The sequence below is a fragment of the Massilia sp. Leaf139 genome (assembly GCF_001424165.1).
GTDB lineage: Bacteria > Pseudomonadota > Gammaproteobacteria > Burkholderiales > Burkholderiaceae_D > Telluria.
Window position 1 is genome coordinate 26,880 of the sequence record NZ_LMOJ01000026.1, and the last position, 22,858, is coordinate 49,737.

A 22,858-nucleotide genomic window follows, 5' to 3' on the forward strand; every position below is an offset into this window, starting at 1 on the left:
CTGCACACAAACTGTGGAGAACAATGTGCGCAAGCGCAGCACCATCTACGCAAGTGGCTGATTACAAATAAGAAAGCACTTCCCGCCCGCTTTCGCGGCAGTGCTCTTCTGATATGGATGAGTTCCCCACATTTTCTGTGGATAAGATTGTGCCCAACTACACCCACCGAATAACAAGTCCTTGATTTTAAACAAATCACCCCTGCTGCCACCAAATACAGCGCCTCCCTGCACCCGCGCTTCCATTCAAAAAGCCCTTGTCGCCGCGCCATGCTTATGTCATAAGCTTTCCGCTCAACTGCCTGAAACCACCATGCTGAACGTTCCCGATTCCGACGCCACCTACGCCGCCCCGCCCGTCCTCACGGTCACCGCCCTCAACGCCCAGGTGGCGCGCCTGCTCGAGCGCTCCTTCCCGCTCACCTGGATCGGCGGCGAGATCTCGAATTTCACGCGCGCCAGTTCCGGGCACTGGTATTTCACGCTGAAGGACGACGCAGCCCAGGTGCGCGCCGTCATGTTCCGCGGCCGCGCCCAGTACGCCGGCTTCGTGCCGCGCGAGGGCGACAAGGTCGAGGTGCGCGCCCTGGTCACCCTGTACGGGGCGCGCGGCGACTACCAGATCAATGTCGAGGCGATCCGGCGCGCCGGCGTCGGCCAGCTTTACGAAGCCTTCCTGCGCCTGAAGGAAAAGCTCTCCAGCCAGGGCTTGTTCGACCAGGATCGCAAGCGTCCCCTGCCCCTGTTCACGCGCAGCATCGGGATCGTCACCAGCCCGCAGGCCGCGGCCTTGCGCGACATCCTCCACGCCCTCAAGCGCCGTGCCCCGCATGTGAACATCGTGCTGTACCCGGCGCCGGTGCAGGGCCAGTTCGCGGCCCAGAAGATCGCCGAGGCGATCATGACGGCCTCACACCGTGCCGAAGTCGACGTGCTGCTGGTCTGCCGCGGCGGCGGCTCGATCGAAGACCTGTGGAGTTTTAATGAGGAAGTCGTGGCGCGCGCGATCGCCGCCTGCAGCATGCCCGTGATCGCGGGCGTGGGCCACGAGACCGACGTCACCATCGCCGACTTCGCCGCCGACATGCGCGCCGCCACGCCGACAGCCGCGGCCGAACTGGCGGCCACGCCGCGCGACGACTGGATGGGTTCGCTGGCGGCGGACACCACCGACCTGCGCCGCGCCATGCGCCGTCAATTGTCGGAAGCGAACCAGGGCCTGGACAACCTCAGCCGGCGCCTGCTCAGTCCCACGGCCCAGATTGCGCACCAGCGCCTCAAATTGCGCGCCATGGCCGCGAGCTCCACTCATGCTGTGCGCGCTCCGCTCAACCGCGGCGGCGTGCTGCTGGCCCAGCTCCAGCAGCGCTGGGCGCGCCACCGGCCCGAGGTGCGCTCGCTGCGCGCCCAGCTCCTCTCCGAAGGCCGCCACCTGAACGCAAGCCTGTGCGGTGCGGTCAAACAGCGGCGCGACGCGCTCGACGCCCTGGTGGCCCAGCTGGAACTGCTCAATCCCCAGCGCACGCTCGAGCGCGGCTATGCGATCGTCAGCAATGCCGCCGGGCACGCCCTGCGCGCGCCGGGCGAGATCAAGACGCGCCAGGTGCTGACCGTGCGTCTGGCCGACGGCAGTGCCGAAGTCAAAGTATCGAGCGTGCAGGCGCGGCTGGAGTAAGAGCGTGCGCTAAGCTTCACCGTTCAATATGCAGCGAACAAGCAAGGCCTGCCCATCCGGTTTAAAATACGCGCCGTTTCCGAAGAATTACTTCGTTTCCAACCAATAGAGGAATAAGACATGGAACACACTCTGCCACCGCTGCCGTACGCGAAAGACGCCCTCCAGCCGCACATCTCGGCTGAGACCCTGGAATACCACTATGGCAAGCACCATGCTGGCTATGTGACGAACCTGAACAACCTGATCAAGGGTACCGAGTTCGAAAACATGTCGCTGGAAGAAATCGTCAAGAAGTCCTCGGGCGGCATCTTCAACAACTCGGCCCAGGTCTGGAACCACACCTTCTTCTGGAACTGCATGACGCCGAACGGCGGCGGCGCGCCAACCGGCAAGGTCGGCGATGCGATCAACGCCAAGTGGGGCTCGTTCGACAAGTTCAAGGAAGAGTTCTCGAAGTCGGCAGTCGGCAACTTCGGTTCGGGCTGGACCTGGCTGGTGCAAAAGGCCGACGGCGGCGTCGACATCGTCAACACCTCGAACGCCCACACCCCGCTGGCAAGCGACGACAAGGCCCTGCTGACCTGCGACGTCTGGGAACACGCCTACTACATCGACTACCGCAACGCCCGCGCCAAGTTCGTGGAATCGTGGTGGAACCTGGTCAACTGGGAATTCGTGAACCAGAACATGGCGTAATGCCGGGGCGAATCGCTTCGCTCTCGTAAGCAAAAAACCCCCGGGCGTGTCGGACACCCCGGGGGTTTTTTCATTGCCGCCCCCTCGTCCGATGCACCATCTCGTACATCAGCGGCAACAGCAGCAGCGTCAGCAAGGTCGATGAGACCACGCCGCCGATCACCACCGTCGCCAGCGGCCGCTGCACCTCGGCCCCGGTGCCGGTGGCGATCGCCATCGGCAGGAAGCCGAGCGAAGCCACCAGCGCCGTCATCAAGACCGGCCGCAGACGCGTCACGGCGCCCTCATGGATCGCTGCGGCGAGCGGCATGCCGCCTTCGCGCAGGCCGCGGATGAAGGTGATCATCACCAGGCCGTTGAGCACGGCCACGCCCGACAGCGCGATGAAGCCGACCGCCGCCGAGATCGACATCGGGATGCCGCGCAGCCAGAGCGCGCAGATGCCGCCCGTGAGCGCGAAGGGAATCCCCGTGAAGACCAGCAGGCCATCCTTGACGTTGTTGAACATCACGAACAGCAGCGCGAACACCAGCAGCAGCGAGGCCGGCACCACCAATTGCAGCCGCCGCGCCGCCGCCTGCAGGTTTTCGAACTGGCCGCCCCAGGTCGTCCAGTAGCCGGTCGGCACCTTCACCTCGGCCGCGATGCGCTCCTGCGCCTCGGCCACGAAGGAACCGATATCGCGCCCGCGCACGTTGGCCGTGACGACGACGCGCCGCTTGCCCTGCTCGCGGCTGAGCTGGTTCGGCCCGGGCGCCATCTCGAAGGCGGCGATCTCGCCTAGCGTGATGAAGTGCCGGGCTCCTCCCGCAGCCCCTGCCGGCAATGGGACAGGCAGCCGCTGCAAGGCGTCGATGTCGCTGCGCACCGCCTCGGGCAGGCGCACGACGATGTCGAAGCGCCGGTCGCCCTCGAACAGGGTGCCCGCCTCGCGCCCGGCCGTCGCGGTGGCGATCATGTCCTGGACGTCGGCGATGTTCAGGCCCATGCGGGCGGCGCGCTCGCGGTCGACTTTGATCTGCAGCATCGGCAAGCCCGTGGTCTGCTCGACCGCGACCTCGCTGGCGCCCGGCACCCTGTCCAGCACCGCGCCGATGCGCGCGGCCGTCGCATTCAGCACGTCGAGATCGTCCCCGAACACCTTTACCGCGACGTCGCTGCGCACGCCGGAGATGAGCTCGTTGACCCGGAGCTGGATCGGCTGGCTGAACTCGTAGCTATTGCCCGGCAAGGTCTCGACTGTCTGCTGGATGGCGGCCAGCAGCTGCGCGCGCGTTTTCTTCGGCCTCGGCCAGGCGCTCTCCGGCTTGAGCATGATGTAGCCGTCGGCCACGCTCGGCGGCATGGGGTCGGACGCGACCTCGGCCGTGCCGATGCGGGCGAACACGCGCGCGATCTCCGGGAAGTTTTTGATCAGAGTGGTCTCGATCTGCTGCTGCATGCGCACCGACTGCGTCAGGCTCGTCCCCGGCACCCGCACCGTCAGCACGGCCAGGTCGCCCTCGTTCATGTTGGGCACGAATTCCGTGCCCAGCCGGGTCGCCAGCAGCACCGACAAGGCGAGCACGATGCCGGCAAAGGCCAGCGCCACCGGCCGGTTCGCCATCACATAACGCAGGACCGGCTCGTACTGGCGCCGCGCGGCGCCCATCAGGCGACCTTCCCTTTCCTCGACGCGCCCGCTCATGAACAGGGCCACGGCCGCCGGGACGAAGGTCACCGACAGGATCATCGCGCCCAGCAGGGCGACGACCACCGTGAAAGCCATCGGATGGAACATCTTGCCCTCCACGCCAGTGAGCACGAAGATCGGCAGGTAGACGATCATGATGATCAACTGGCCGAACAGCAGTGGACGCCGCGCTTCCTGCGCCGCCAGGAAGACCTCCTCGAAGCGTTCCTCCATGCTCAGGGTGCGGCCCTGGCGCGCCTGGGCCTGGGCGAGGCGGCGCACGCAGTTCTCGACGATGACGACGGCGCCGTCGACGATGATGCCGAAGTCGAGCGCGCCCAGGCTGAGCAGGTTGGCGCTGACCTTGTTGCCCACCATGCCCGAGAAGGTGAACAGCATCGCCAGCGGAATCACCATCGCGGTCAGCAGCGCCGCGCGCAGGTTGCCGAGGAAGAGGAAGAGCACCGCCACCACCAGCACCGCCCCTTCGAGCAGGTTGTTCCTGACCGTGCCGATCGCCTTTTCGACCAGGATGGTGCGGTCGTAGACGGTGACGGCTTTGACGCCGGGCGGCAGCGTGCGGTTGATCTCGGCCATCTTCCGATCCACCGCGCTCGACACCGCCCGGCTGTTCTCGCCGATCAGCATGAAGACGGTGCCCAGCACGACCTCCTGGCCGTTCTCGGTGGCCGCGCCCGTGCGCAGCTCGCGGCCGATCGACACCTCCGCCACGTCGCGCACCCGTACCGGCGCGCCGCCGCTGTTGGCGACGACGATGTTGCCGATGTCGGCCATCGATTCCACCTGGCCGGGCGCGCGGATCAGGTACTGCTCCCCGGCCCGCTCGATATAGCCGGCGCCGACATTGCCGTTGTTGCGTTCCAGCGCCGTGACGACGTCCGCCAGCCCCAGGCCGTAGGACGACAGTAGATGCGGATTCGGCGCGACCAGGAATTCCTTGTTGTAGCCGCCGATGGAATTGATCTCGGTGACGCCCGGCACGTTGCGCAGCTGCGGCTTGATGATCCAGTCCTGCACCTCGCGCAGGTCGGTCGGCGTGTAAGGCGCGCCATCGGGCTTCTTCGCGCCCGGCACGGTCTCGACCGTCCACAGGTAGATTTCGCTCAGGCCGGTGGCGATCGGCCCCATCGCGGGCGTGACGCCGCCAGGGAGCTGCTCGCGCGCGTCCTGCAGCCGCTGACTGACGAGCTGGCGGGCGAAATGGATGTCGGTGCCGTCCTTGAAGACGACGGTCACCTGCGACAGGCCGTAGCGCGACAGCGAGCGGAAGGACTCGAGTTGCGGCAAGCCCGCCATCAGCGACTCGATCGGGAAGGTGATGCGCTGCTCGGTCTCGAGCGGCGAAAAGCCCGGCGCGGCGGTATTGATCTGCACCTGGACGTTGGTCACGTCCGGCACGGCATCGATGGGCAGCCGCTGGTAGTTGTAGACACCGGCCGCCGCCATGAGCAGGACGAGGAACATGACGATCCAGCGGTGCGCGATGGAGGCACGAATGATTCGGTTGAACATGGTCGTGTGTCCCCTCAGTGGCCGTGCTCGGCGTCGCCCTTGGCCCCCTCGGCCTTGATCGCGAAGCTGCCGGCGCCGGCGTACTGCTCGCCCGCCTTCATGCCGCTGACGATTTCGACCAGGCGCCCGTCCGAGCGCCCGACCGCCACGCTCTGCGCCACGAAGCCCGCGCCGACGCGCTTGAAGACCACCTGGCGCCCTCCGACCGTCTGCAGCGCTTCCCTGGCGACGGCCACCGGCACCTGCGCCGAACCGGTGACGATGTCGACGTTGACGAAGAGCCCCGGCCGCCACGCGGTCTGCGGGTTGTCCAGCACGACCCGGGCCTTGGCCGAGCGCGATTCCTCGCCGATCAGGCTGCTGACGAAACTCACCTTGCCCGGCGCCGTCGTGCTCGACGCGACCGAGCGGATCACCGCTTCGGTGCCGACCCGGACGATCTCCAGATCCTTGGCCGGCACGACGACGTCGGCCCAGACGGTCGACAGATCCGAGACGGTGAAGATGCGCGTATCGGCGCCGACGACTTCGCCCTGGGCCACGTGCTTTTCGACGATCGTCCCGCCGAACGGGGCGCGTACCTGCAGGCGGTTGCTGGCGCCGGCGCCGCCCATGCCTCCCAGTGCGGCCAGTTTCTGCCGCGCGCCCTGCACGGCGATCTCGGCTTCGCGCAGCTCGCTTTCCGCCTTCAGGTAATCCTGGCGGGCGGAGATCTTCTCTTCCCACAGCGTCTTTTCCGATGTGTAGACGCTACGCGCATAGGCAAGGCGTTTCCCGGCCGCGGCCAGGTCGGCCCGCTGGCCGGCGATCTCGGCGCTGGCGATGATGGCGAGGGTGTCGCCTTTCCTGACCTCCTGGCCCAGCGTGGCGGCGACGCGCTCCACCGCGCCGGCCGCGCGCGCGGTGACGTGGGCGGTGCGATCCTCGTTGAGGGCGATCTGGCCGGGCATCCGGATGAAGGTGTCCAGATGGGCTGCGGCGGCGCTGTGCATCGTGATGCCGGCGAGTTTGACCTGCTCGTCGCTGAAGCGGATCAGACCTTCATCCGCGTGCTTTTCACCATGCTCGTCGTTGTGCTCGCCTTCGGCGTGTTCGCCGCCCTCGCTTTTTGCTTCCGTGTGCTCGGCCTGTTGCGCGCCGCCGTTGCGGCCCTTGAACAGGACGACGCCGCCGAACACGAGGGCCAGTGCCACCATGATCGCAATGACTTTTGACTGATGCTTGTTCATTCTTGCTCCTGTGCTTGCGTGGTGCCGCCGACGGGGCCGGTCGCAGCGACGAGCCGGTCGATCTCGGCCGCGGCCCGGTAGCTCTCCGCCACCGCCAGCAGATATTGGTTTTTCGATTGGAACAGGGTGCGCTGCGCGTCGAGCACTTCCAGGAAGCTGAACTTGCCCAGCTCGAAGCCGCGGCTGGCGGCTTGGTAGGCCGTCTCGGCGCCGGGCAGCATCTCGTTCGCGATCAGGGCCGCTTCATCGAGGGCGGCGGCCATGCGGGCATGGGCATCGGCCAGTTCGGCGCGCAGGCGCAGCGCCGCGGCGTCGCGCTCGTCGCGCGCCTTGTCGGTGCGGCGCAGGGATTCGAGCAGAGCGCCCTGGTTGCGGTTGAACAGCGGCAGCGGCAGCGACAGGCCCACGACGGCCTGCCGGTGGCCGACCTCGCGCTTGCTGCCGAGGGCCACCGTCACATCCGGCATGCGCCGCGCTCGCTCGAGCTCGACCACGGCCTGGCGCTGCTCGACCTGCGCGCGTGCTCGCGCCAGTTCGGGCGCACGCTCCAGTTGCGCGAGCAGCGCCGGCAAGCTTGCGACAGGCGGCGGCGCAATCGGCGACGGGCTTGCTAGCGCGATCTCGTGCGGGTCGGCGCCGACCAGCGCCGCTAGCCTGGCCCTGGCCCGCGTCAGTTCGCGCTCGGCCTGAACCGCCTCGATGCGCACGCCCGCCTGCGCCACCCTGGCGCGGGTCTCCTCGACCGGCGACAACTTCCCGGCGAGCACCCGTTTGCCGGCCGCCTCGCTCGCCTTGGCGGCGATCGCTGCGATCTCGCCGGCCAGGCGGCTGCGCTCGGTCGCCGCGACCACCTCGTAAAAAGCGGCAATCGTCTCGCCGCGTATGCGCGCACGCACGGCGCCGGCGTCCAGTGAGGCGACACGCTGCTCGCGCTCGGCCGCCCGGATGCGCGCTGCGCGTTTGCCCCCAAACTCGAGCGGGATGTTCAGCTGGACGGTCGAACTGCGGTTCGGCTCGCCGGCACCTTCGCGCAGGAGTTCGAGTTCCGGATTAGGCAGGAGCCCGGCCTGGCGCAGGGCGCCGTCCTGCGCCGCAACTTCGTTGTGCGCGGCGCGGATCTCCGGATGCACGCGCAGCGCACGCGCCACGGCCGCATCGACCGTCAGCGGGATCGCCGCCTGGGCTTGCGCAAGGGATGGCACGCAAGCCATCCCCGCCATCGCAAGCGATAACATAGTTTTCTTCAATTTGTCTCTCCGAACGAAGTGTCTATTCGGCGGCGTCGGCACCATGGCGCCGCTCGCGCGGGGCGGGTTCGATGCGCGCGACACCGCGGTGTCTAGGCGCGGAGCAGCCAGTCGGGCCGGGGAATCAGCTCGGGGATGTGGGAGGAAAAGCGGGGCGACTCAGTGCGCAGGTGCATGCTCGGACCGGGCTGCGCGCATGCCGGCGCGGCGGGGGCGATCGCATTCGAGGGGACGTGGTGGCAGTAGTCGCAGTCGGGATCCGCTTGCAGCTTCTTTGCCTCGTGCTTGCCGTCGTCTCCCGTGTCATCGTGCTTGTGCACGTGGTGGCCGAAATGGGGCGCCGCCGCTTCCTCGTGCGCGCAATACGTTCCTGCGATCGCCCAGGAAAACTGGAGCGGCAGTAGCACGAGCAGGACGATCAGGAAGATGCGTTTCATCGGTCTTTAGCGGGGAAATCAGCCCTTAGTGTAGCCGAGCTGGCAATGGTAGCTTGCAAGCGCTGTATAGTGCGTATTTAAAACCCTGTAGCCGGTGCAGGGTCAAGCGTTTGACAATCGAACAGGACGATTCCGATGAAAATTGGTGAACTCGCGGAGAAATCGGGCTGCCTGGTGGAGACCATCCGCTATTACGAGCGGATCGGCCTGCTCATGCCGCCCGAGCGGGCCATGAACAATTACCGCAGCTACACCGAGCGGCACGGCGAGCGCCTGCTCTTCATCCGCCATTGCCGGGCGCTGGACATGACCCTGGACGAGATCCGCTCCCTCTTGACCCTGCGCGACGATCCCCAGCGCGCGTGCGCGGGCGTGAACCAGCTCCTCGACGACCATATCGGCCACGTTGCCGAGCGCATCCAGGCACTGACGGCCCTGGAGGCGCAACTGCGCGAGCTGCGGGGCCGCTGTGTGACTGACGATACGACGAGTGCGTGCGAGATCTTGCGCGCCCTCGGCGCCGAAGGCAGCTGCGAGGTGTCGCTGCACCGCGTGCATGGCTGAGCGGCCGGGCGCGCTTGCCGCGCCTTACAGCCAGCGCCCCACCCTCGCGCAATACGCAGCGTAGTCCGCCCCGTGCCGCTCGCGCAGGAAGGCTTCTTCCAGCCGCACCTGGAACCCGATCAGGAGTTCGCCTGAAAGCAGCAGCGCCAGCGTGAGGGCGTTCGGCCGCAGCAGGAACAGGGACAGGAGGCAGACCCGCATTCCGAGGAAGATCGGATTGCGCGACCAGGCGAACAGGCCCGTCGTCACGAGCGCGGTGGCGTGCGCGCGGTCGATGCCGATGCGCCAGGACACGCCCATCTGCATCTGGGTCACCACCGTCCACACCAGCGCCAGCGCCAGGCCGGCCCAGGCCGCCGCCGCCAGTGCGGGATGGCGCAGCCAGGCGATCGATCCCAGCGCCGGTTCCAGCTCCGGCCAGCCCAGCTGCAGCACGGCATAGGCGCCGATTCCCGTCATCACCGCGCGCATCCCGCTCGTCACCAGGCCATAGACGTCGTCGGTCGTAGGCAGCACGTAGGGGTTCAGGCCCGTCTTCTTCCATACCCGGAAGCTTGGCCAGAGAAAGGCCGCGGCGACATAGACGAGCACGGTGAGCAGCAGGGCAAGACCTTCGGTGACGGGAATCATGGGACGCTCCTTGTGGTGGTGGACTGCGGCCGATTACACACCCCGTAGCAACTACGGGGTCAAGCACTCCTCGCCCTATTCCCTGCGCATGAAACCGGCGCCTGCCGCTGCGTACGGACAACGCTTCCCCTTCCGCAAAATTGATTCATAACAAGCCTGCATGCCGATGCGCCATGGCTGTGCGAAATCGCGCGTTTAATGGGTCGGGCATATTTCCTGACGCAAACCAACATCCCGATTTTCATCGACGAGGAAAACGCGTGAACATCCAACAATTCATCGCTTCGGCCTGCGTGGCCGCCTGCGCGCTGGCCACGAGCGGCTGCGCCAGCTTCGACATGCGCGGCAAGGAGGTGCTGTCGACCGACAAGATCTATCCGGCCATCGGCCCCTACTCGCAGATGATCGGGCACGGCAAGCTGATCTATTTCTCGGGCGTAATCCCGCTGAACAAGGCGGGCACCGCGATCGAGGGCACGACCATCGAAGAGCAGACCCGGAAGGTACTGGAATACATCGGACTGGAACTGGCCTCGCAGAACCTGGGCTTCGAAGATGTGCTGTCGAGCACGGTTTACATGAAGGACTTGAACGAGTTCGCCGCCATGAATGCCGTCTATGGCCAGTTCTTCCAGAAGGATCCGCCGGCCCGCGCCACGCTCGAGGTCGCCCGCCTGCCGCGCGACGCCAAGATCGAAATCGCCGTGATCGCGGCGCGCCGCTGAGTCCGGGCCACTGCGTTCGAATCGCTGCCCCGCCCGATCGACACATCCACCCACCGGAGACCCGCATGCAGAAACAGATCGACACCGACACCGCCGGCGGCGCCATCGCCGTCCCCGAACACTGGAGCAGCAACCGCCGCGACTTCCTGCGCATCCTCGGCTCGGGCGCGCTGGCGGCCTCGCTCGGCTCGCTGGCCGGCTGCAGCAGCGGCAACGCCAGCAGCCGCGCCGACGAATTGCGCAACCAGCTGCTGGCCGACGAGCGCTTCTGGGCCACGGTCAACGCCATGTTCCCGCTGAACCCGGCCAAGCGCTTCATGAACGTCGGCACCGCGGGTTCCATGCCGATCGTCTCGCTCGACCTGTTCGACACCGAAAACCGCGCCAAGGCGGCCGAGTGCCTGAGCGGCTATACGAACCTGCTGACCGAACGCACCCAGGTCGCGCCCGGCTTCGGCGTTGATCCGGACGAGCTGGCCTTCTCGGCCAACACCTCCTCGGGCATGTGCCACGCCATCCTCGGGCTGCAGTGGGCGCCGGGCGACGTGGTCGTCACCACCAACCACGAGCACCCGGGCGGCGACGTGCCGCTGGCGATCGCGGTGGCGCGCTACGGCATCGAAGTCTCGCGCGTCGCCCTCCCGGTCGGCAACAACCAGACGGCGCAGACCTATGTCGACCTGTTCGACAACCACATCCGCAGCCTGCGCACGCAGGGCAAGCGCGTACGCGCCATGATGTGGTCGTCTCCGACCTACAAGACCGGCACCATGCTGCCGATCGCCGAGCTGATGGAAGTGGCCAAGCGCCACGAGCTGATCAGCATCGTCGACGGCGCCCACCTGCCGGGGATGATGGCCTATAACTATGCCGACCTGGGCATGGACTTCATGTCGGGCGCCGGCCACAAGTGGCAGTGCGGCCCGGGCTCGACCGGCATCCTGGTGGTACGCAACAAGATCCGGGCGTCGAACCCGCTGCCGCTGCCGAACTGGTTCCCGATCCACACCAGCAGCTGGACGCCGCGCCCGCGCACCACCAACGGCACGGCCACCTACGACATCGGCTCGGTGATCACGTCCTGCGGCAGCCTGCACACGCCGATGTTCCGGGCGCTGGTCTCGGCCTGTGGCATCTGGGATCAGATCGGCCGCAAGAAGATCGAGACCTACGACCTGACCCTGTCGGCCTACCTGAAGGAGCGCATCGCCGAGATCTGGGGCGTGGGCAGCCTGTATTCGCCGATGGACGATCCGAAGCTGGTCTCCGCGCTGACCTCTTTCAATCCTTTCCGCAATCCCGCCGACGTGTTCAACAGCACCAAGTCGGGCCAGTTCGTCACGCGCATGCTGAGCGACTACAACCCGGGCTTCGTGATCCGCAACGTGAACGTGCCGGTGGTGGGTGCGCCGAGCGACCACTACGTGATCCGGATCTCGACCCACCTGTGGACGAGCGTGGCCGATGTCGACAAGCTGGTCGCGGCGATGGCGGATCTCACGACGAAGATGGGCTGAAACCCTTCCTACCTGTCTTCAAAGAGCCGCCGCGTGCGGCTCTTTTTTCGTTGACGAACGCGGCTATTTGTCCCGAAAATGTATTCGACTGTCGCCAGAATGTCGTCCCCGGTGCCGGCAACCGATTGCATCTATACAATATCGGTCGAGGAGAACAGCATGTACCGAGTTTTACTGGTGGAAGACGACGCGCGCCTGGCCGAGCTCGTGACCGAATATTTGTCTGGCTACGAATTCGCGGTCGAACTGGTGACGCGCGGCGACGAGGCGCTGGCGCGCTTCCAGACCTTTCAGCCGGACATCGTCGTGCTCGACCTGATGTTGCCGGGCATGGACGGCATGGTCGTCTGCCGCCGGATCCGCGAACAGTCCGAAGTGCCGATCCTGATCCTCACCGCGCGCGAGGACTCCTACGACGAAGTCTCGGGCCTCGAGCAGGGAGCCGACGATTTCGTCAACAAGCCGGTGCAGCCGCGCGTGCTGCTGGCCCGCCTGCGCGCCCTGCTGCGCCGTACCCAGCCGAAAAACGCGCCGAGGTCGGGACAGGACGGCGGCGAACTCGTCTTCGGCGCCCTGCGCATCGTCGGCGCCGACCGCACGGTCTACTGGCGCGACGAACTCTGCGTGCTGAGCAATACCGAATACAAGCTGCTGCTGGTGCTGGCCGAAGCCGCCGGCCGCGTACTCTCACGTGACGAACTCCTGAAAAAAATGCGCGGCATCGAGTTCGACGGGCTCGACCGCAGCATCGACAACTGCATCTCGAAATTGCGGCGCAAGTTCGACGATGCGAAATCGGAAAAGATCAAGACGGTGTGGGGCGAGGGTTATCTGTTCTCGCCATCGGCCTGGAACTGACCCGCGATCGTAGGGGTGGGCGATGCCATTGGCCTCGCCCACCCCTACAACAGCCCAAGCGCTTGAAGGCTGGCCTTGCCCAACGGCACCCTCTTCGCCCCTGTCTCATCGTCCGGAATATCGAGGTTGAGCGCAAAGGTGTACACCTTCCCCTCCTTCTCCACCCAGCCCACCCACCAGCCGATATCCGGCCCGCCGCCCGGCGCGCCCCAGCCGGTCTTCGCATACAGCCCGGCATGGCCTTCCTGGCGCAGGATGGCGCGCACGCCGGCCATGGCCGCCTTCGGCACCGGCAAGGCGTCGCGCACCAGCTTGTCGAGGAAGACCGTCTGCTCGACGGCGCTGATCTTCAGCGGGCCGTCGAGCCAGAAGGTATCGACCACGCTGCCCGGATCCATGTTGCCGTACTCGAACTGGCGCAGGCCGGCGCGCATGCGTTCCATGCCGATGCGGCGCGCCAGGCCCTGGTAGACCGGCACGTTCGACACCCGGATCGCGTCGCGCAGCGACATGTCCTGCGCCCATTCCGGGCGCCGCGTCGGCCCGCCGCCATACGGCAGCACCTGATCCACGTCCGCCACCACGCCGGTCGCCAGGCCGATCAGGCTGTTCGGGATTTTGTAAGTCGATGCGGGAACGTAGCGTGTTTGCGCGCGCTCGCGGTCGTGCACGGTATAGCTGTCGTTCGCCAGGTCGTGCACGACGAAGCTGCCGCGCACGTTTTCCTGCTTGAACAACTTTGCCAGGCGGGCGTCTTCCTTCCATTCGGCGGCCTGGACGACCAGGCAGGCGGGCACGAGCAGAAGGGGCAGTAGACGGCGCATGGGGAATCCTTTTAGTCGAACAGCGGCACGATGGCCAGGGGCGGATAGCTGGTGACGAGCTGTACCTTCTCGTTGCCGGCGAAGCGGTAGAGCACGGTCGGGAAGCCGTCGTCGGCGTCGCCGGCAAAGGCGATGCCCGGCGCCACCGGCAGCATCAGGTCGGAACCGTCGGGCCGGTGCAGGCGCACGCCGGCTTCGAGCGCCTTCTTGGCGAAGACGAAGCGCACGCCGCTGCACTGGCGCGTGCGCAGCGACCCGTCGCCATAGCGGGCGAAGCCGAGCGCCTGCTCGCAGGCGGCGCGCAGCTCGCCGTCCTCGTAGACGCCGTCCGGCTGGAGCGCGATCGAGACCCGCGGACGGACATTGAAGCTGCCGATCTTGCGGCTCAGCAGCAGGGCGACGTTCTCGTCGTAGGCGCCCTTGAGCAGCGGGAACGGGGTGCGCCCGAGCGGATCGAGCGGCAGGTTGACCTGGTTGGTCTTGCCGGCCAGGGTCAGCTGCACGCCCTCGAGCGAGGCGCCACGCTCCTGCGGCGCCACCTGCAGCTGGCTTTGCAGGTAATTCTTCTGCCCGCCATATTTTTCGAACACCACCATGGCGCGGTAGGCGTCGCGGTAGCTGACCCACTCGCCCGCCGCCACCGGCGCGCAAGCGGAGGCGACGAGGAAGGAGGTGCAGCAGGCGGTGAGGTGGCTGGCCAGTGGCATCGTCAGAAGCGGTAGGCGATGGCGGTGGAAACCGTCAGGTTGGTCGGCCGCTCGACTAGCGGGCTAACGCGGGCACTGCCCAGCAGGCGAGTGGCCTGCACGCTGGAGGCGAGCATCCAGGCGGGCGACCAGGCCCAGTTCCAGCGCAGGCCCAGGCGCGCGTCCTTCAGGCCGCCGCCGGCATCGAACACGGCATTGCCGCTGGCGAAGGAATCGCTCTCGCTGACGCCGAAATACGCCATGTTGTAGCGCCGGTTGGCGACAGTGATGCCGGCGTCCAGCGCCAGCCGGTGGTGGGGGCCGAGTGCGAGCGCCAGGCGCTGCACGCCCAGTTCGAGCTTCATGCCGTTACGGGCATTGCCGGCGCCGTACAGCAGGCTGCCCGTAAAACGCCATGCGGGCGTCAGGTAATAGTTGAGGAAGCCCCCGCCCTGCACCCGGCGCTCGATGGCGGGCATGCCGGCCAGGCGGTTGCCGCTGACGGTGGCCTGCGGCAAGGCGACCAGGATGCTGCGCACCTCGGCGGCACCGACCAGTCCGCCGCCCTCGCCTTCCGCGTCGCGGCCCGGCTCCAGTTCCAGCAGCGGGCCGAACTCGAGACCCGGCGCGCGCGACAGGTGGATGCCGGCGCGCATGCCGGAAATGAAGGCGCCATTGCTCCACTGCACCTGCAGCACGGGCAGCGCCCTGCGCTCGCGCTCGTCCGCCCCCTGGTAACGCGGGGTCGAGACCAGGCCCAGCCCGATATACATATCGCGGCTGCCGTCCGGCATCGGATTGGTCGCCGGCATCTGGGCACAGGCCGTGTTCGATGCGGCGGCGAGCACAAAGGCGGCCAAGGCGAAAAGCTTGGTCATGGGTGAAAGAGAAATCGAGAACCTAGGTGCCAGTATTTTACGTTGAGGCAAGCCCAGCTCCCAAGTCTTGTTTCGCGTGCGCAAATCGTCAGGATCGGCCGCCCCGGCATGGGGGCGGCGCCAGCGCCAGTGGCCGCGCGCACGACGGCGGCGACCGGAATAAAAAAGCCCACTCGACACTCGCATGTCGAGTGGGCAAACGGAAAACCTGATAGGACTAATCCTAACGGCTAAGCTGTTTCCAAGTTCTTATCAGTTGTCGAGTAATTGTCATGAATTTGTAACTCCCCGTCGATATCGCGCCTCCGCTACAATGGCATTAGGAGAAAATCAATGTTTCAGAAACAAACAGGCTGTTGCCACGCCCTGCGAGGACCCGGGTGAACCGGATTTTCTTTCGCTTCTTCATGCTGGTGATGCTGTCGATCACAGCCGCCACCTTCGTCATCTATTTCGCCATGAGCCGCCTGTTCGGCGATCCGCTGGAGGACATCGCGCGGCGCCAGGCCTCGGCCCAGATCTTCCTGGTCGAGCAGTATGTCGACGCCGCCCCCGCCGACGAATGGCTGGCGCGCCTGAACCGGGTGCGCGAAGTGTCCGACACGCGCTACGACCTGATTCCCATCACCAGGGCACGCTCCTTCCTGCCCGCCACCAGCCTCGGCGCGCTCGACCGCGGCGAGGTCGTGCTCGACGTCGACGGCAAGTCCTTCTACCGCCGCGTCGACCTCAAGGGCGAGCGCTACATCGGCAGCGAGGACGAGGTGCTGCACGTACAGGACTTGCCGATCGACGTCAGCCTGGCGCTGCAGATGGAAGCCGTGCGCTACGTGATCGTGGCGCTGGCCCTGCTGGTGCCGATTGCGCTGTGGTCGCGCTCGCACTGGCAGGGACTGCAGTCACTGTCGCGGGTGGCCGACGAGTTCGGCGCCGGCAAGCTCTCGGCACGGGCGCACATGCGGCCCTCCGCCAGCATCTATCCGCTGGCCGAGCGCATCGACCACATGGCCGACCGCATCGAAGAGCTGCTGGTGTCGCAAAAGAACCTGCTGCATTCGGTCTCGCACGAACTGCGCACGCCGATCGCGCGCCTGGAATTCGCGCTCGAACTCCTTGGCGACAAGACGGACGACCCCGCCCTCAGGAAGCGCATCGCGGCCATGGAGGGCGACCTGGCGGAGCTGAACAGCCTGGTGAACGAACTGCTCGGCATGGCAAGGCTCGACAGCGGCCAGGCGCCGCAACGCGAAGCGGTCGACGTGGCGGCCCTGCTGCGCTCGGTGGAGGCGAGCCTGCCGCCGGGCGAACCGCGCCCGGCCATCGATTGCGCGTTCGACGTCGGCACCATCGAAGCGGATTCACGGCTGCTGGGGCGGGCGCTGTCGAACCTGCTGAGGAATGCGCAGAAGTATGCGGGCGCACGCATCGAGGTCACGGCGCGCCGCGACGGCGGACGGGTGACGATCGCGGTCGAGGACGATGGCCCGGGGATTCCGGCGGAGGAACGCGAGCGCATCTTCGAGCCCTTTTATCGGCTCGACCGCAGCCGGGACCGGGCCACCGGCGGATTCGGACTGGGATTGTCGATCGCGCGCAAGGCGGTGCTGCTGCATGGCGGCAGCTTGCACGTGGAGGAGTCGGCGCTGGGTGGGGCGAAGCTGGTGGTGGTGTTGCCGCAGAGGTGAGGCAGTCGAGGTGCAGGCCTTACGCGTGGGCTCGGGGAGCCCACCCTACGTTGGCGGATGTTCAACGTAGGGCGGGCATGCCCGCGTTACAACGCATGCAAACCACAAGGTGATTACTTGACCTCCGGCCTCACATGCGTGAACCCGTACCACAGGTGCTCCCACCAGTGATCCCGCGAGCGCACCGTGTACAGGCAGGCCTTGTCGACCCCGCCCTTGAACACCGGATCCGGACATTGATTCGTCATCAGGGCATGACGCTGGTTCTCGGCATTGACGAGCGCAATGCAGAGCCAGATCACGAGACCGAGCAGGATCACCGCGAGCGACCACGCCCAGTGGTTCACGTGACTGGTCTCGAAGAGTTCCTCGTCCCGAGGGCGGGCGCCCTCGTAGAGTTCGAGGACTTTGCGTTCACCTTCGCTCATTTTTTCGTGGCGGCCGCTTTCGCGACCAGGGCATCGAGCACCTGGAAGTGCGCCTGCAGCATCTGGTTACGATCCTGGATCTTCAGCTTCTCGGCCACCAGGCCCGGCGAGGTCTGGTACTTGCCGTCGACGATCATGGTCGGCGTGCTGCTCACCTGGTAGGTGGTGGTCACTTGCGGCAGGCGGCGCAGCTTGGTCATGACGCCGAAGGAATTCCAGGTTTCCATGAACTTGGCCTTGTCGATCCCGTTCTTCGCCACCCAGTCGATGATCTGCTCGTCCTTCATCAGGCGCACGCGCTGCGCGTGCACGGCGTTGAAGATCTTGCCGTGCATCTCGGCTTCCTTGCCCATCGCCTGCAGCGTCAGGTGCAGGTGCGCTTCCGGATCGGCCGGCCCCGTGAACGGCAGGTGGATGCGGCGCAGCGTGACCTTGTCCGCATTCTTTTTGACCCATTCGTTCAGGCCAGGTTCCAGCGCGTAGCACGCCGGGCAGTGGTAAGCAAAGAATTCGACGACTTCGACCTTCTTGCCGACGGTCTGTACCGGCTGCGGCGTGGCCAGCGTGACGTATTCGACCCCGTTCTGCGGATTGGTGGGCGAAGCGAAAGCGGTGCTGGCGACCAGGCTGGCGGCAACGAGGGCAAAACGCAGGGAGCGGCGCATAGAAATCCTTGGTGTTGGAATTGAAGAAAACGACCGGGAGATTACCACTTTTTCGCCCTCTCCTCAGGCGCGGAAACGATTTTTTGCATTTGCTTACCGCTGTAACGTGCGCTTACCGCGGGCTTACCGCGGGCTTACTGCGGGCTTGCTGGACATTCAGCGCCGTGCCCGCGCCTCGTCCAGCCGCGCGCACAGTTTGGCGGCCCCGTCGACAACGCGCGGCCCCGGGCGCGTGATGAGTTCGTCGTCGAGGGTGAACAGGTTGTTGCGGCGCACCGCCTTCATGCCCTTGTACGGCGCCCATACCGTCAGGCCGCGGTCTTCCGGTGCGAATACCTTGCCGCCGACGATGGCTTCCGGATCGCGCTGCAGCACCGCCTCCACGCTGACCTGGGGCGCGATGGTCTTCAGCTCGGCGAAGATGTTCTTGCCGCGGCAGAGGCGGATCGCATCGCTGGCGATCTGGTCGCCGTTGAGCGTATAGAGCGGGTTGTCCCAGGCCTGGTAGAACACGGTCACTGGCGAACGGCTGCCGTAGCGCGTGCGCAGGTCGTTCACCTTGGCGCGGAACCGGGCCGCGGCCGCGCCGGCGGTCTTCTCGGTGCCGAGCAGGCGGCCGAAGCGCTGCAGGCTGCTCTCGACCATGTCCAGGCTGCGCGGCTCGCTGTGGAAGACCGGGATGCCGAGGCTCTGCAGCTGGGCGATCTGGCGCGCCGTGTTCCCGCTTTGCCAGACGATCAGCAGGTCGGGCTTCAGGGCGATCACGCGTTCCAGGTCGATCTGGCTGTTCGAACCGATCAGCGGGATCATGCGCGCCTCGAACGGATAGTCGCTGTAGTTCATGGCGCCGACGATGCGCGCGCCGCCGCCGGCCGCGAACACCAGCTCGGTCACGTGCGGGGCCATCGAGATCACGCGCTGGGCCGGCCGGGCCAGCACGACGCGCTTGCCGCTGTCGTCGATGACGCTGACGGCCGCCTGGGCGGAAGATGCGGTGAGCATTATCAGCGCAATCAACATTGTTTTCATTGAACTCTCCGGACGACGGGTTCCGCGGACGGCGCCGCGGGCAGGAAGATGGTACGGCCGTCATGCTCGATGACGGCGATCGGGTGGCCGAGGCAGGCGCCCAGCAGGTCGGCGCGCATGACCTCGGGCACGGGCCCGGCGCGCCAGCGGCCGTCGCCATGCAGCAGCAAGGCATGGGTGGCGCCGCTCCAGGCCAGGTTCAGGTCGTGGCCGACGCTGACCACGGCCTTGCCGCGCTCGCGGCACAGACCCGCCAGCAGCTTCGTCATCGCCACCTGGTGCGCCAGGTCGAGCGCGCCAGCCGGCTCGTCCAGCAGCAGCAGCGGCGTGTCCTGGGCCAGCAGCGCGGCGATCGCCACGCGCTGGCGCTCCCCGCCCGAGAGCGTGCGCACGTCGCGCTGGGCCAGGTGCAGCACGTCCAGCGTGCGCAGGGCTTCTTCGGCCGCCGCGTGGTCGTCGCTGCCTTCCCAGTAGCGGTCGGCGTGATACGGGTGGCGCGCCATCAGCACGGTTTCGATGACGCGGTAGGCGAAGGCGTCGCCGCGCGCCTGCGCCAGGTAGGCGCGTTCGCGCGCCAGGGCCGGCAGCGGCCAGGCCGCCAGCGGTTTGCCGGCCAGGTCGACGGCGCCGGCGTCGGGCGGGCGCAGGCCAGCCAGCGTGCGCAGCAGCGTGCTCTTGCCCGCGCCATTGGGGCCGATCACGCACCAGCTTTCGCCGGCGTTCACACGCCAGTCGAGGTGTTCGACCAGCAGGCGCGCACCGGCGCGCAGGGTGAGTTCACGGGTCTCGATCATCGGGCACGCAGATGCAGTTGGTGCAGCTGGAACAGGAAGACGGGCACGCCGATCAGCGAGGTCAGCACGCCCACCGGCAGCTGCTGGGGCGCGAGCACGGTGCGCGCCAGGGTGTCGGCCAGCACCAGGAAGCCGCCGCCGGCCAACACGGCGGCCGGCAGCAGGATGCGGTGGTCGGGGCCGAAGGCATGGCGGCAGGCATGCGGCACCACCAGGCCGACGAAGCCGATGGCCCCGCCCGTGGTCACCGCGCAGGCCGTCAGCAAGCCCGAACAGAGGAACAGGAAACGGCGCAGCGCGCCGACGTTGACGCCGAGCGTGGCGGCGCCCTCGGCATGCAGCGCCATCACGTTGAGCGCACGCGCACGGCGCAGCGCCAGCAGCAGCGCCCCGCCTAGCACCAGCCAGGGCAGCAGGCGCCAGGAACTGCCGGCCAGGTCGCCGATCATCCAGAACACCATGCCGCGCAGGCGCGACTCGGGCGCGACCGACAGCATCAGGGTCACCAGCGCCATGCAGGCCGATGCCAGCACCACGCCGGTGAGGAGGAGGACGCCAGGATCGCCCGAATGCGCGCCGCCCGCCACGGCGCCGCGCCCGCCCCCGAGATCGCGCCGCGCCAGCGCGTACAGCAGCAGCGAGATCGCCACCGCCCCCGCCAGCGCGCCCAGGTCGACCAGCCACAAGGCCGCGCCGAACAGCAGCGCCGCCAGCGCGCCGACCGCGGCGCCGGCCGAGACGCCCAGCACGTACGGGTCGGCCAGGGGATTGCGCACCAGCGCCTGCATCATGACGCCGGCCAGCGCCAGCGACGCGCCGGTGGCGAAGGCGCTGCTGGCGCGGCCCAGGCGCAGGTCGAGCAGGGTCGCCGCCATGCTGTCGGGCGCGCCGGCGAGCAGGCTCGCGACGGCGCCCGGCAGCTCGGCCAGCGGCACGCTCACCGAGCCCGCCAGCCCCGCCCCCGCCAGCGCCAGCAGCGCGCAGGCGGCCAGCAGCGCCAGTGTCGCGCGCCGGCGTGCGGGCATCGATGCGGGCGTGAAGGCGGGCACGGTGTTCACGACATCAGCTCAGGCATCAGAAGTCGTAGCGCGCCGACAGCTTCAGCTGGCGGCCGTCGCTCGGGTAGATGCCGCCGCGGCAATTGAAAGCCTGGCTGAAGTAGCGGCGGTCGGCCAGGTTCAGGCCGGTCAGGGCCACTTCCCAGGCGCCCAGCTTGATCGCGTAGCGCGCATCGAAGGTGGTGTACGAGGGAATGCGCGCGCTGCAGCCGTTGGCGAAATCGTCGCCGTAGCGCTGATCCGAGACGTACTGGGCGCCGATGTCGAAGCTCTGTCCGTTGGCCGGCAGCCAGGCCAGGCGCGTGGTCAGCACGTTCTTCGGCACCAGCACCATGTCGCGGCCGGCGTTCGGGCCGGCCGTGAATTCGGCCTGCACGTGCTGCCAGTGGCCGCTCAAGCGCAGGTCGGCGCCCAGGTCGACACCCGCGTCGAGTTCGACGCCCTGGCGGCGGGTCGGATCGAGGTTCGTATTGGCGCCGAACGGGGTCGACGGGGTGACGGTCGGATCGAAGAAGATCTCGTTTTCCAGGCGGTGGCGGAACACGCGCGCCGAGACCTGGCGCGCCTTGGCGCCGACGGTCACGCCCAGTTCCAGGTCGCGCGAGGTCTGCGCTTCGAGCAGGCCCAGGCTCGAGCGGAAGCCGTTCTCGTCGGCGTTCGGCAGGCGGTAGCTGCGCCCGGCCTTGGCGTGCACGGTCACGCCGACCATCGGGTCGATGCTGCCTTCCAGGCTCCAGCCGTTCTGCTTCTGCTCGCCGTTCGGCACGAACTGGGCCGGATTGGCTTCCTTCTTCTCGAAGCGCTCGTGGCGGCCGCCCAGCGCCAGGCGGGCATTGCGCGCGCCGGCGAAGCGCAGTTCGTCGCGCAGGTAGAGCGCTTTCGAGTCCTGGCTGGCGTTCGAGCCGAAACTGGTGTCGCGCTGCCAGTCGATCAGGTCGACGCCGGCGACGAATTCGTTGAGCAGGCCGTCGCGGCGCGCGAGCTGGCGCAGGCGCGGCGAGAACTGGGTCTGGCGGCTGCGGTACACGCCTTCCGACAGGAAGCCGCCGAAGTCATACACCGACACCACCTCGCGTTCGCGGTGCGACAGCTCGGCGGCCAGTTCGACGCTGCCGATGCGGTGCTCGGCAAAGGCCACGGCGCGGTCGCTGTCGAGGGTGCCGTAGTCGTTCGGCTTGAAGGACTGGTGCGGATTCTGCTCGAACTGCGCCAGCGACAGCGCGCCGGGGAAGCGCGCTTCCTGGCGCGCGCTCTCGACGCGCAGGCCCAGGCGCGTCGCGTCCTGCGCCCACTGGAAGCCGCCGCTGACGGTCTTCTGGCGGAAGGTGTTGTTCTCGCGGTCGTTGTCGGTTGCCTGGTGGCCGGCGGCGAGATCAAAGGAGAGTGGCCCTTCGCCGTGGCGCAGCGTGGCGCGCGCGTCGTGCTGGTCGAACTGTCCGCGCTCGAGGACGAGGGAGCCATGGTAGCCAGGCTCCGTGCCGCGCTTGGTGAAGATGTGGATCACGCCACCGGTGGCGCCTTCGCCATACAGCACGCTGCTGCCGCCGCGGGTGATTTCGATGCGCTCGACGGTGTCGACCGGGATGCTGGAGAGGACGGCGCCGGCCAGTTCGTTCTCGTTCATGCGCACGCCGTCGACCAGGATCACCAGGTTCTGGCTGCTGTTGGTGCCGAAGCCGCGCAGGTCGAGGCCGAAGTCGGGCGAGCCGTCCAGGCTCTGGCGGCCGTACACGCCGCCGATCTTGCGGATGGCGGCGTTGACGTCGCCGACGCCGGCGCTGCGGATTTCCTCCGCCGTGATGACGGTGGCGCCGACGGGCGGCAGCGCGGCATCGCTCGGGAAACGGGCGCCGGTGACGTGGACGGTGGAGATCGCCTGTTCATCGGCCAAGGCGGCGCCGGACAGCAGGGAGAAGGAGAAAGCGCAGGCCAGCGCGAGCGGCTTGAGTGCCGGCGCGCCGTTCGAAACAGCAGCAAAAGTCATGGTGTGATTCTTCGATAATGAGCACCCAGCCTGCGTCCCCG

21 protein-coding genes are annotated in these 22,858 nt (G+C 67.3%); 7 read left to right on the forward strand and 14 right to left on the reverse strand.

Annotation, left to right across the window (positions count from 1 at the left end; translation table 11 throughout):
- Positions 1–313: 313 nt before the first annotated feature.
- Both xseA and ASF77_RS21155 read left to right on the forward strand, forming a co-directional pair.
- Positions 314–1,675 carry an exodeoxyribonuclease VII large subunit gene (gene xseA / locus ASF77_RS21150; RefSeq protein ID WP_056344316.1) on the forward strand — a complete coding sequence of 454 codons (1,362 nt, stop codon included), beginning with the start codon at positions 314–316 and terminating at the stop codon, positions 1,673–1,675.
- Positions 1,676–1,795: 120 nt separating this feature from the next.
- Positions 1,796–2,374, forward strand: coding sequence for a superoxide dismutase (locus tag ASF77_RS21155; protein WP_056344319.1), 579 nt, complete (start codon positions 1,796–1,798; stop codon positions 2,372–2,374).
- A 70-nt stretch (positions 2,375–2,444) separates the two neighbouring features.
- Here ASF77_RS21155 and ASF77_RS21160 read toward each other — a convergent pair whose 3' ends face one another.
- The 4 genes from ASF77_RS21160 to ASF77_RS21175 all read right to left on the reverse strand — a co-directional run bounded on the left by ASF77_RS21160 (position 2,445) and on the right by ASF77_RS21175 (position 8,492).
- On the reverse strand, positions 2,445–5,579 hold the full coding sequence (locus tag ASF77_RS21160) for an efflux RND transporter permease subunit (protein ID WP_056344323.1): 3,135 nt from the start codon (positions 5,577–5,579) through the stop codon (positions 2,445–2,447).
- A 14-nt stretch (positions 5,580–5,593) separates the two neighbouring features.
- The gene (locus ASF77_RS21165; protein ID WP_056344326.1) at positions 5,594–6,808 is read right to left on the reverse strand and encodes an efflux RND transporter periplasmic adaptor subunit; all 1,215 of its coding nucleotides are present in this window, start codon (positions 6,806–6,808) and stop codon (positions 5,594–5,596) included.
- The gene (locus ASF77_RS21170) at positions 6,805–8,043 is read right to left on the reverse strand and encodes a TolC family protein (RefSeq protein ID WP_056344329.1); all 1,239 of its coding nucleotides are present in this window, start codon (positions 8,041–8,043) and stop codon (positions 6,805–6,807) included. Before ASF77_RS21170 ends, ASF77_RS21165 begins: the two co-directional genes overlap by 4 nt.
- A 104-nt stretch (positions 8,044–8,147) precedes the next feature.
- Positions 8,148–8,492, reverse strand: a complete 345-nt coding sequence (locus ASF77_RS21175; RefSeq protein ID WP_056344332.1) for a hypothetical protein — start codon at positions 8,490–8,492, stop codon at positions 8,148–8,150.
- A gap of 135 nt (positions 8,493–8,627) precedes the next feature.
- On the opposite strand from ASF77_RS21175, the gene cadR reads away from it, so the two are divergent.
- Positions 8,628–9,056, forward strand: a complete 429-nt coding sequence (gene cadR, locus ASF77_RS21180; protein WP_056344335.1) for a Cd(II)/Pb(II)-responsive transcriptional regulator — start codon at positions 8,628–8,630, stop codon at positions 9,054–9,056.
- A 24-nt stretch (positions 9,057–9,080) separates the two neighbouring features.
- Here the strand turns inward: cadR and ASF77_RS21185 are convergent, their stop codons facing one another.
- Positions 9,081–9,686 carry an isoprenylcysteine carboxylmethyltransferase family protein gene (locus tag ASF77_RS21185; RefSeq protein WP_056344337.1) on the reverse strand — a complete coding sequence of 202 codons (606 nt, stop codon included), beginning with the start codon at positions 9,684–9,686 and terminating at the stop codon, positions 9,081–9,083.
- Positions 9,687–9,946: 260 nt separating this feature from the next.
- On the opposite strand from ASF77_RS21185, the gene ASF77_RS21190 reads away from it, so the two are divergent.
- From ASF77_RS21190 to ASF77_RS21200, 3 genes are all read left to right on the forward strand, one after another.
- Positions 9,947–10,411: a Rid family detoxifying hydrolase gene (locus tag ASF77_RS21190; protein WP_056344340.1), complete on the forward strand. Its 465-nt coding sequence runs from the start codon at positions 9,947–9,949 to the stop codon at positions 10,409–10,411.
- Between the two features lie 65 nt (positions 10,412–10,476).
- Positions 10,477–11,928 carry an aminotransferase class V-fold PLP-dependent enzyme gene (locus tag ASF77_RS21195; RefSeq protein WP_056344345.1) on the forward strand — a complete coding sequence of 484 codons (1,452 nt, stop codon included), beginning with the start codon at positions 10,477–10,479 and terminating at the stop codon, positions 11,926–11,928.
- Positions 11,929–12,087: 159 nt separating this feature from the next.
- Positions 12,088–12,786 (forward strand): response regulator transcription factor, encoded by a 699-nt coding sequence (locus tag ASF77_RS21200; protein WP_056344348.1) that lies wholly within the window; start codon positions 12,088–12,090, stop codon positions 12,784–12,786.
- A gap of 44 nt (positions 12,787–12,830) precedes the next feature.
- Here ASF77_RS21200 and blaOXA read toward each other — a convergent pair whose 3' ends face one another.
- From blaOXA to ASF77_RS21215, 3 genes are read right to left on the reverse strand one after another with little or no spacing between them, the layout of a single operon-like run.
- Positions 12,831–13,610: a class D beta-lactamase gene (gene blaOXA / locus ASF77_RS21205; protein WP_056344351.1), complete on the reverse strand. Its 780-nt coding sequence runs from the start codon at positions 13,608–13,610 to the stop codon at positions 12,831–12,833.
- Between the two features lie 11 nt (positions 13,611–13,621).
- Positions 13,622–14,317, reverse strand: coding sequence for a hypothetical protein (locus ASF77_RS21210; protein WP_056344354.1), 696 nt, complete (start codon positions 14,315–14,317; stop codon positions 13,622–13,624).
- 2 nt (positions 14,318–14,319) lie between these two features.
- Complete coding sequence (locus ASF77_RS21215; protein WP_056344359.1) at positions 14,320–15,174, reverse strand: MipA/OmpV family protein; 855 nt, start codon at positions 15,172–15,174, stop codon at positions 14,320–14,322.
- Positions 15,175–15,554: 380 nt separating this feature from the next.
- Here ASF77_RS21215 and ASF77_RS21220 point away from each other — a divergent pair, with 380 nt between their 5' ends.
- On the forward strand, positions 15,555–16,859 hold the full coding sequence (locus tag ASF77_RS21220) for an ATP-binding protein (protein WP_056344364.1): 1,305 nt from the start codon (positions 15,555–15,557) through the stop codon (positions 16,857–16,859).
- 113 nt (positions 16,860–16,972) lie between these two features.
- On the opposite strand, the gene ASF77_RS21225 is transcribed toward ASF77_RS21220, so the two are convergent.
- The 6 genes from ASF77_RS21225 to ASF77_RS21250 form a co-directional block, all read right to left on the reverse strand.
- Positions 16,973–17,287, reverse strand: a complete 315-nt coding sequence (locus tag ASF77_RS21225; protein ID WP_056344367.1) for a hypothetical protein — start codon at positions 17,285–17,287, stop codon at positions 16,973–16,975.
- Positions 17,284–17,952, reverse strand: a complete 669-nt coding sequence (locus tag ASF77_RS21230) for a thiol:disulfide interchange protein DsbA/DsbL (RefSeq protein WP_056344373.1) — start codon at positions 17,950–17,952, stop codon at positions 17,284–17,286. Before ASF77_RS21230 ends, ASF77_RS21225 begins: the two co-directional genes overlap by 4 nt.
- A 156-nt stretch (positions 17,953–18,108) precedes the next feature.
- A complete protein-coding gene (locus ASF77_RS21235) occupies positions 18,109–18,981 on the reverse strand; it encodes a cobalamin-binding protein (RefSeq protein ID WP_056344376.1) in 873 nt (290 codons plus the stop codon).
- Positions 18,978–19,775: an ABC transporter ATP-binding protein gene (locus tag ASF77_RS21240; RefSeq protein ID WP_056344379.1), complete on the reverse strand. Its 798-nt coding sequence runs from the start codon at positions 19,773–19,775 to the stop codon at positions 18,978–18,980. Before ASF77_RS21240 ends, ASF77_RS21235 begins: the two co-directional genes overlap by 4 nt.
- Positions 19,772–20,800 (reverse strand): iron ABC transporter permease, encoded by a 1,029-nt coding sequence (locus ASF77_RS21245; RefSeq protein ID WP_156648985.1) that lies wholly within the window; start codon positions 20,798–20,800, stop codon positions 19,772–19,774. The genes ASF77_RS21240 and ASF77_RS21245 overlap by 4 nt, the downstream gene beginning before the upstream one ends.
- A 49-nt stretch (positions 20,801–20,849) precedes the next feature.
- A complete protein-coding gene (locus ASF77_RS21250) occupies positions 20,850–22,817 on the reverse strand; it encodes a TonB-dependent receptor (protein WP_082493970.1) in 1,968 nt (655 codons plus the stop codon).
- Between the last annotated feature and the right edge of the window lie 41 nt (positions 22,818–22,858).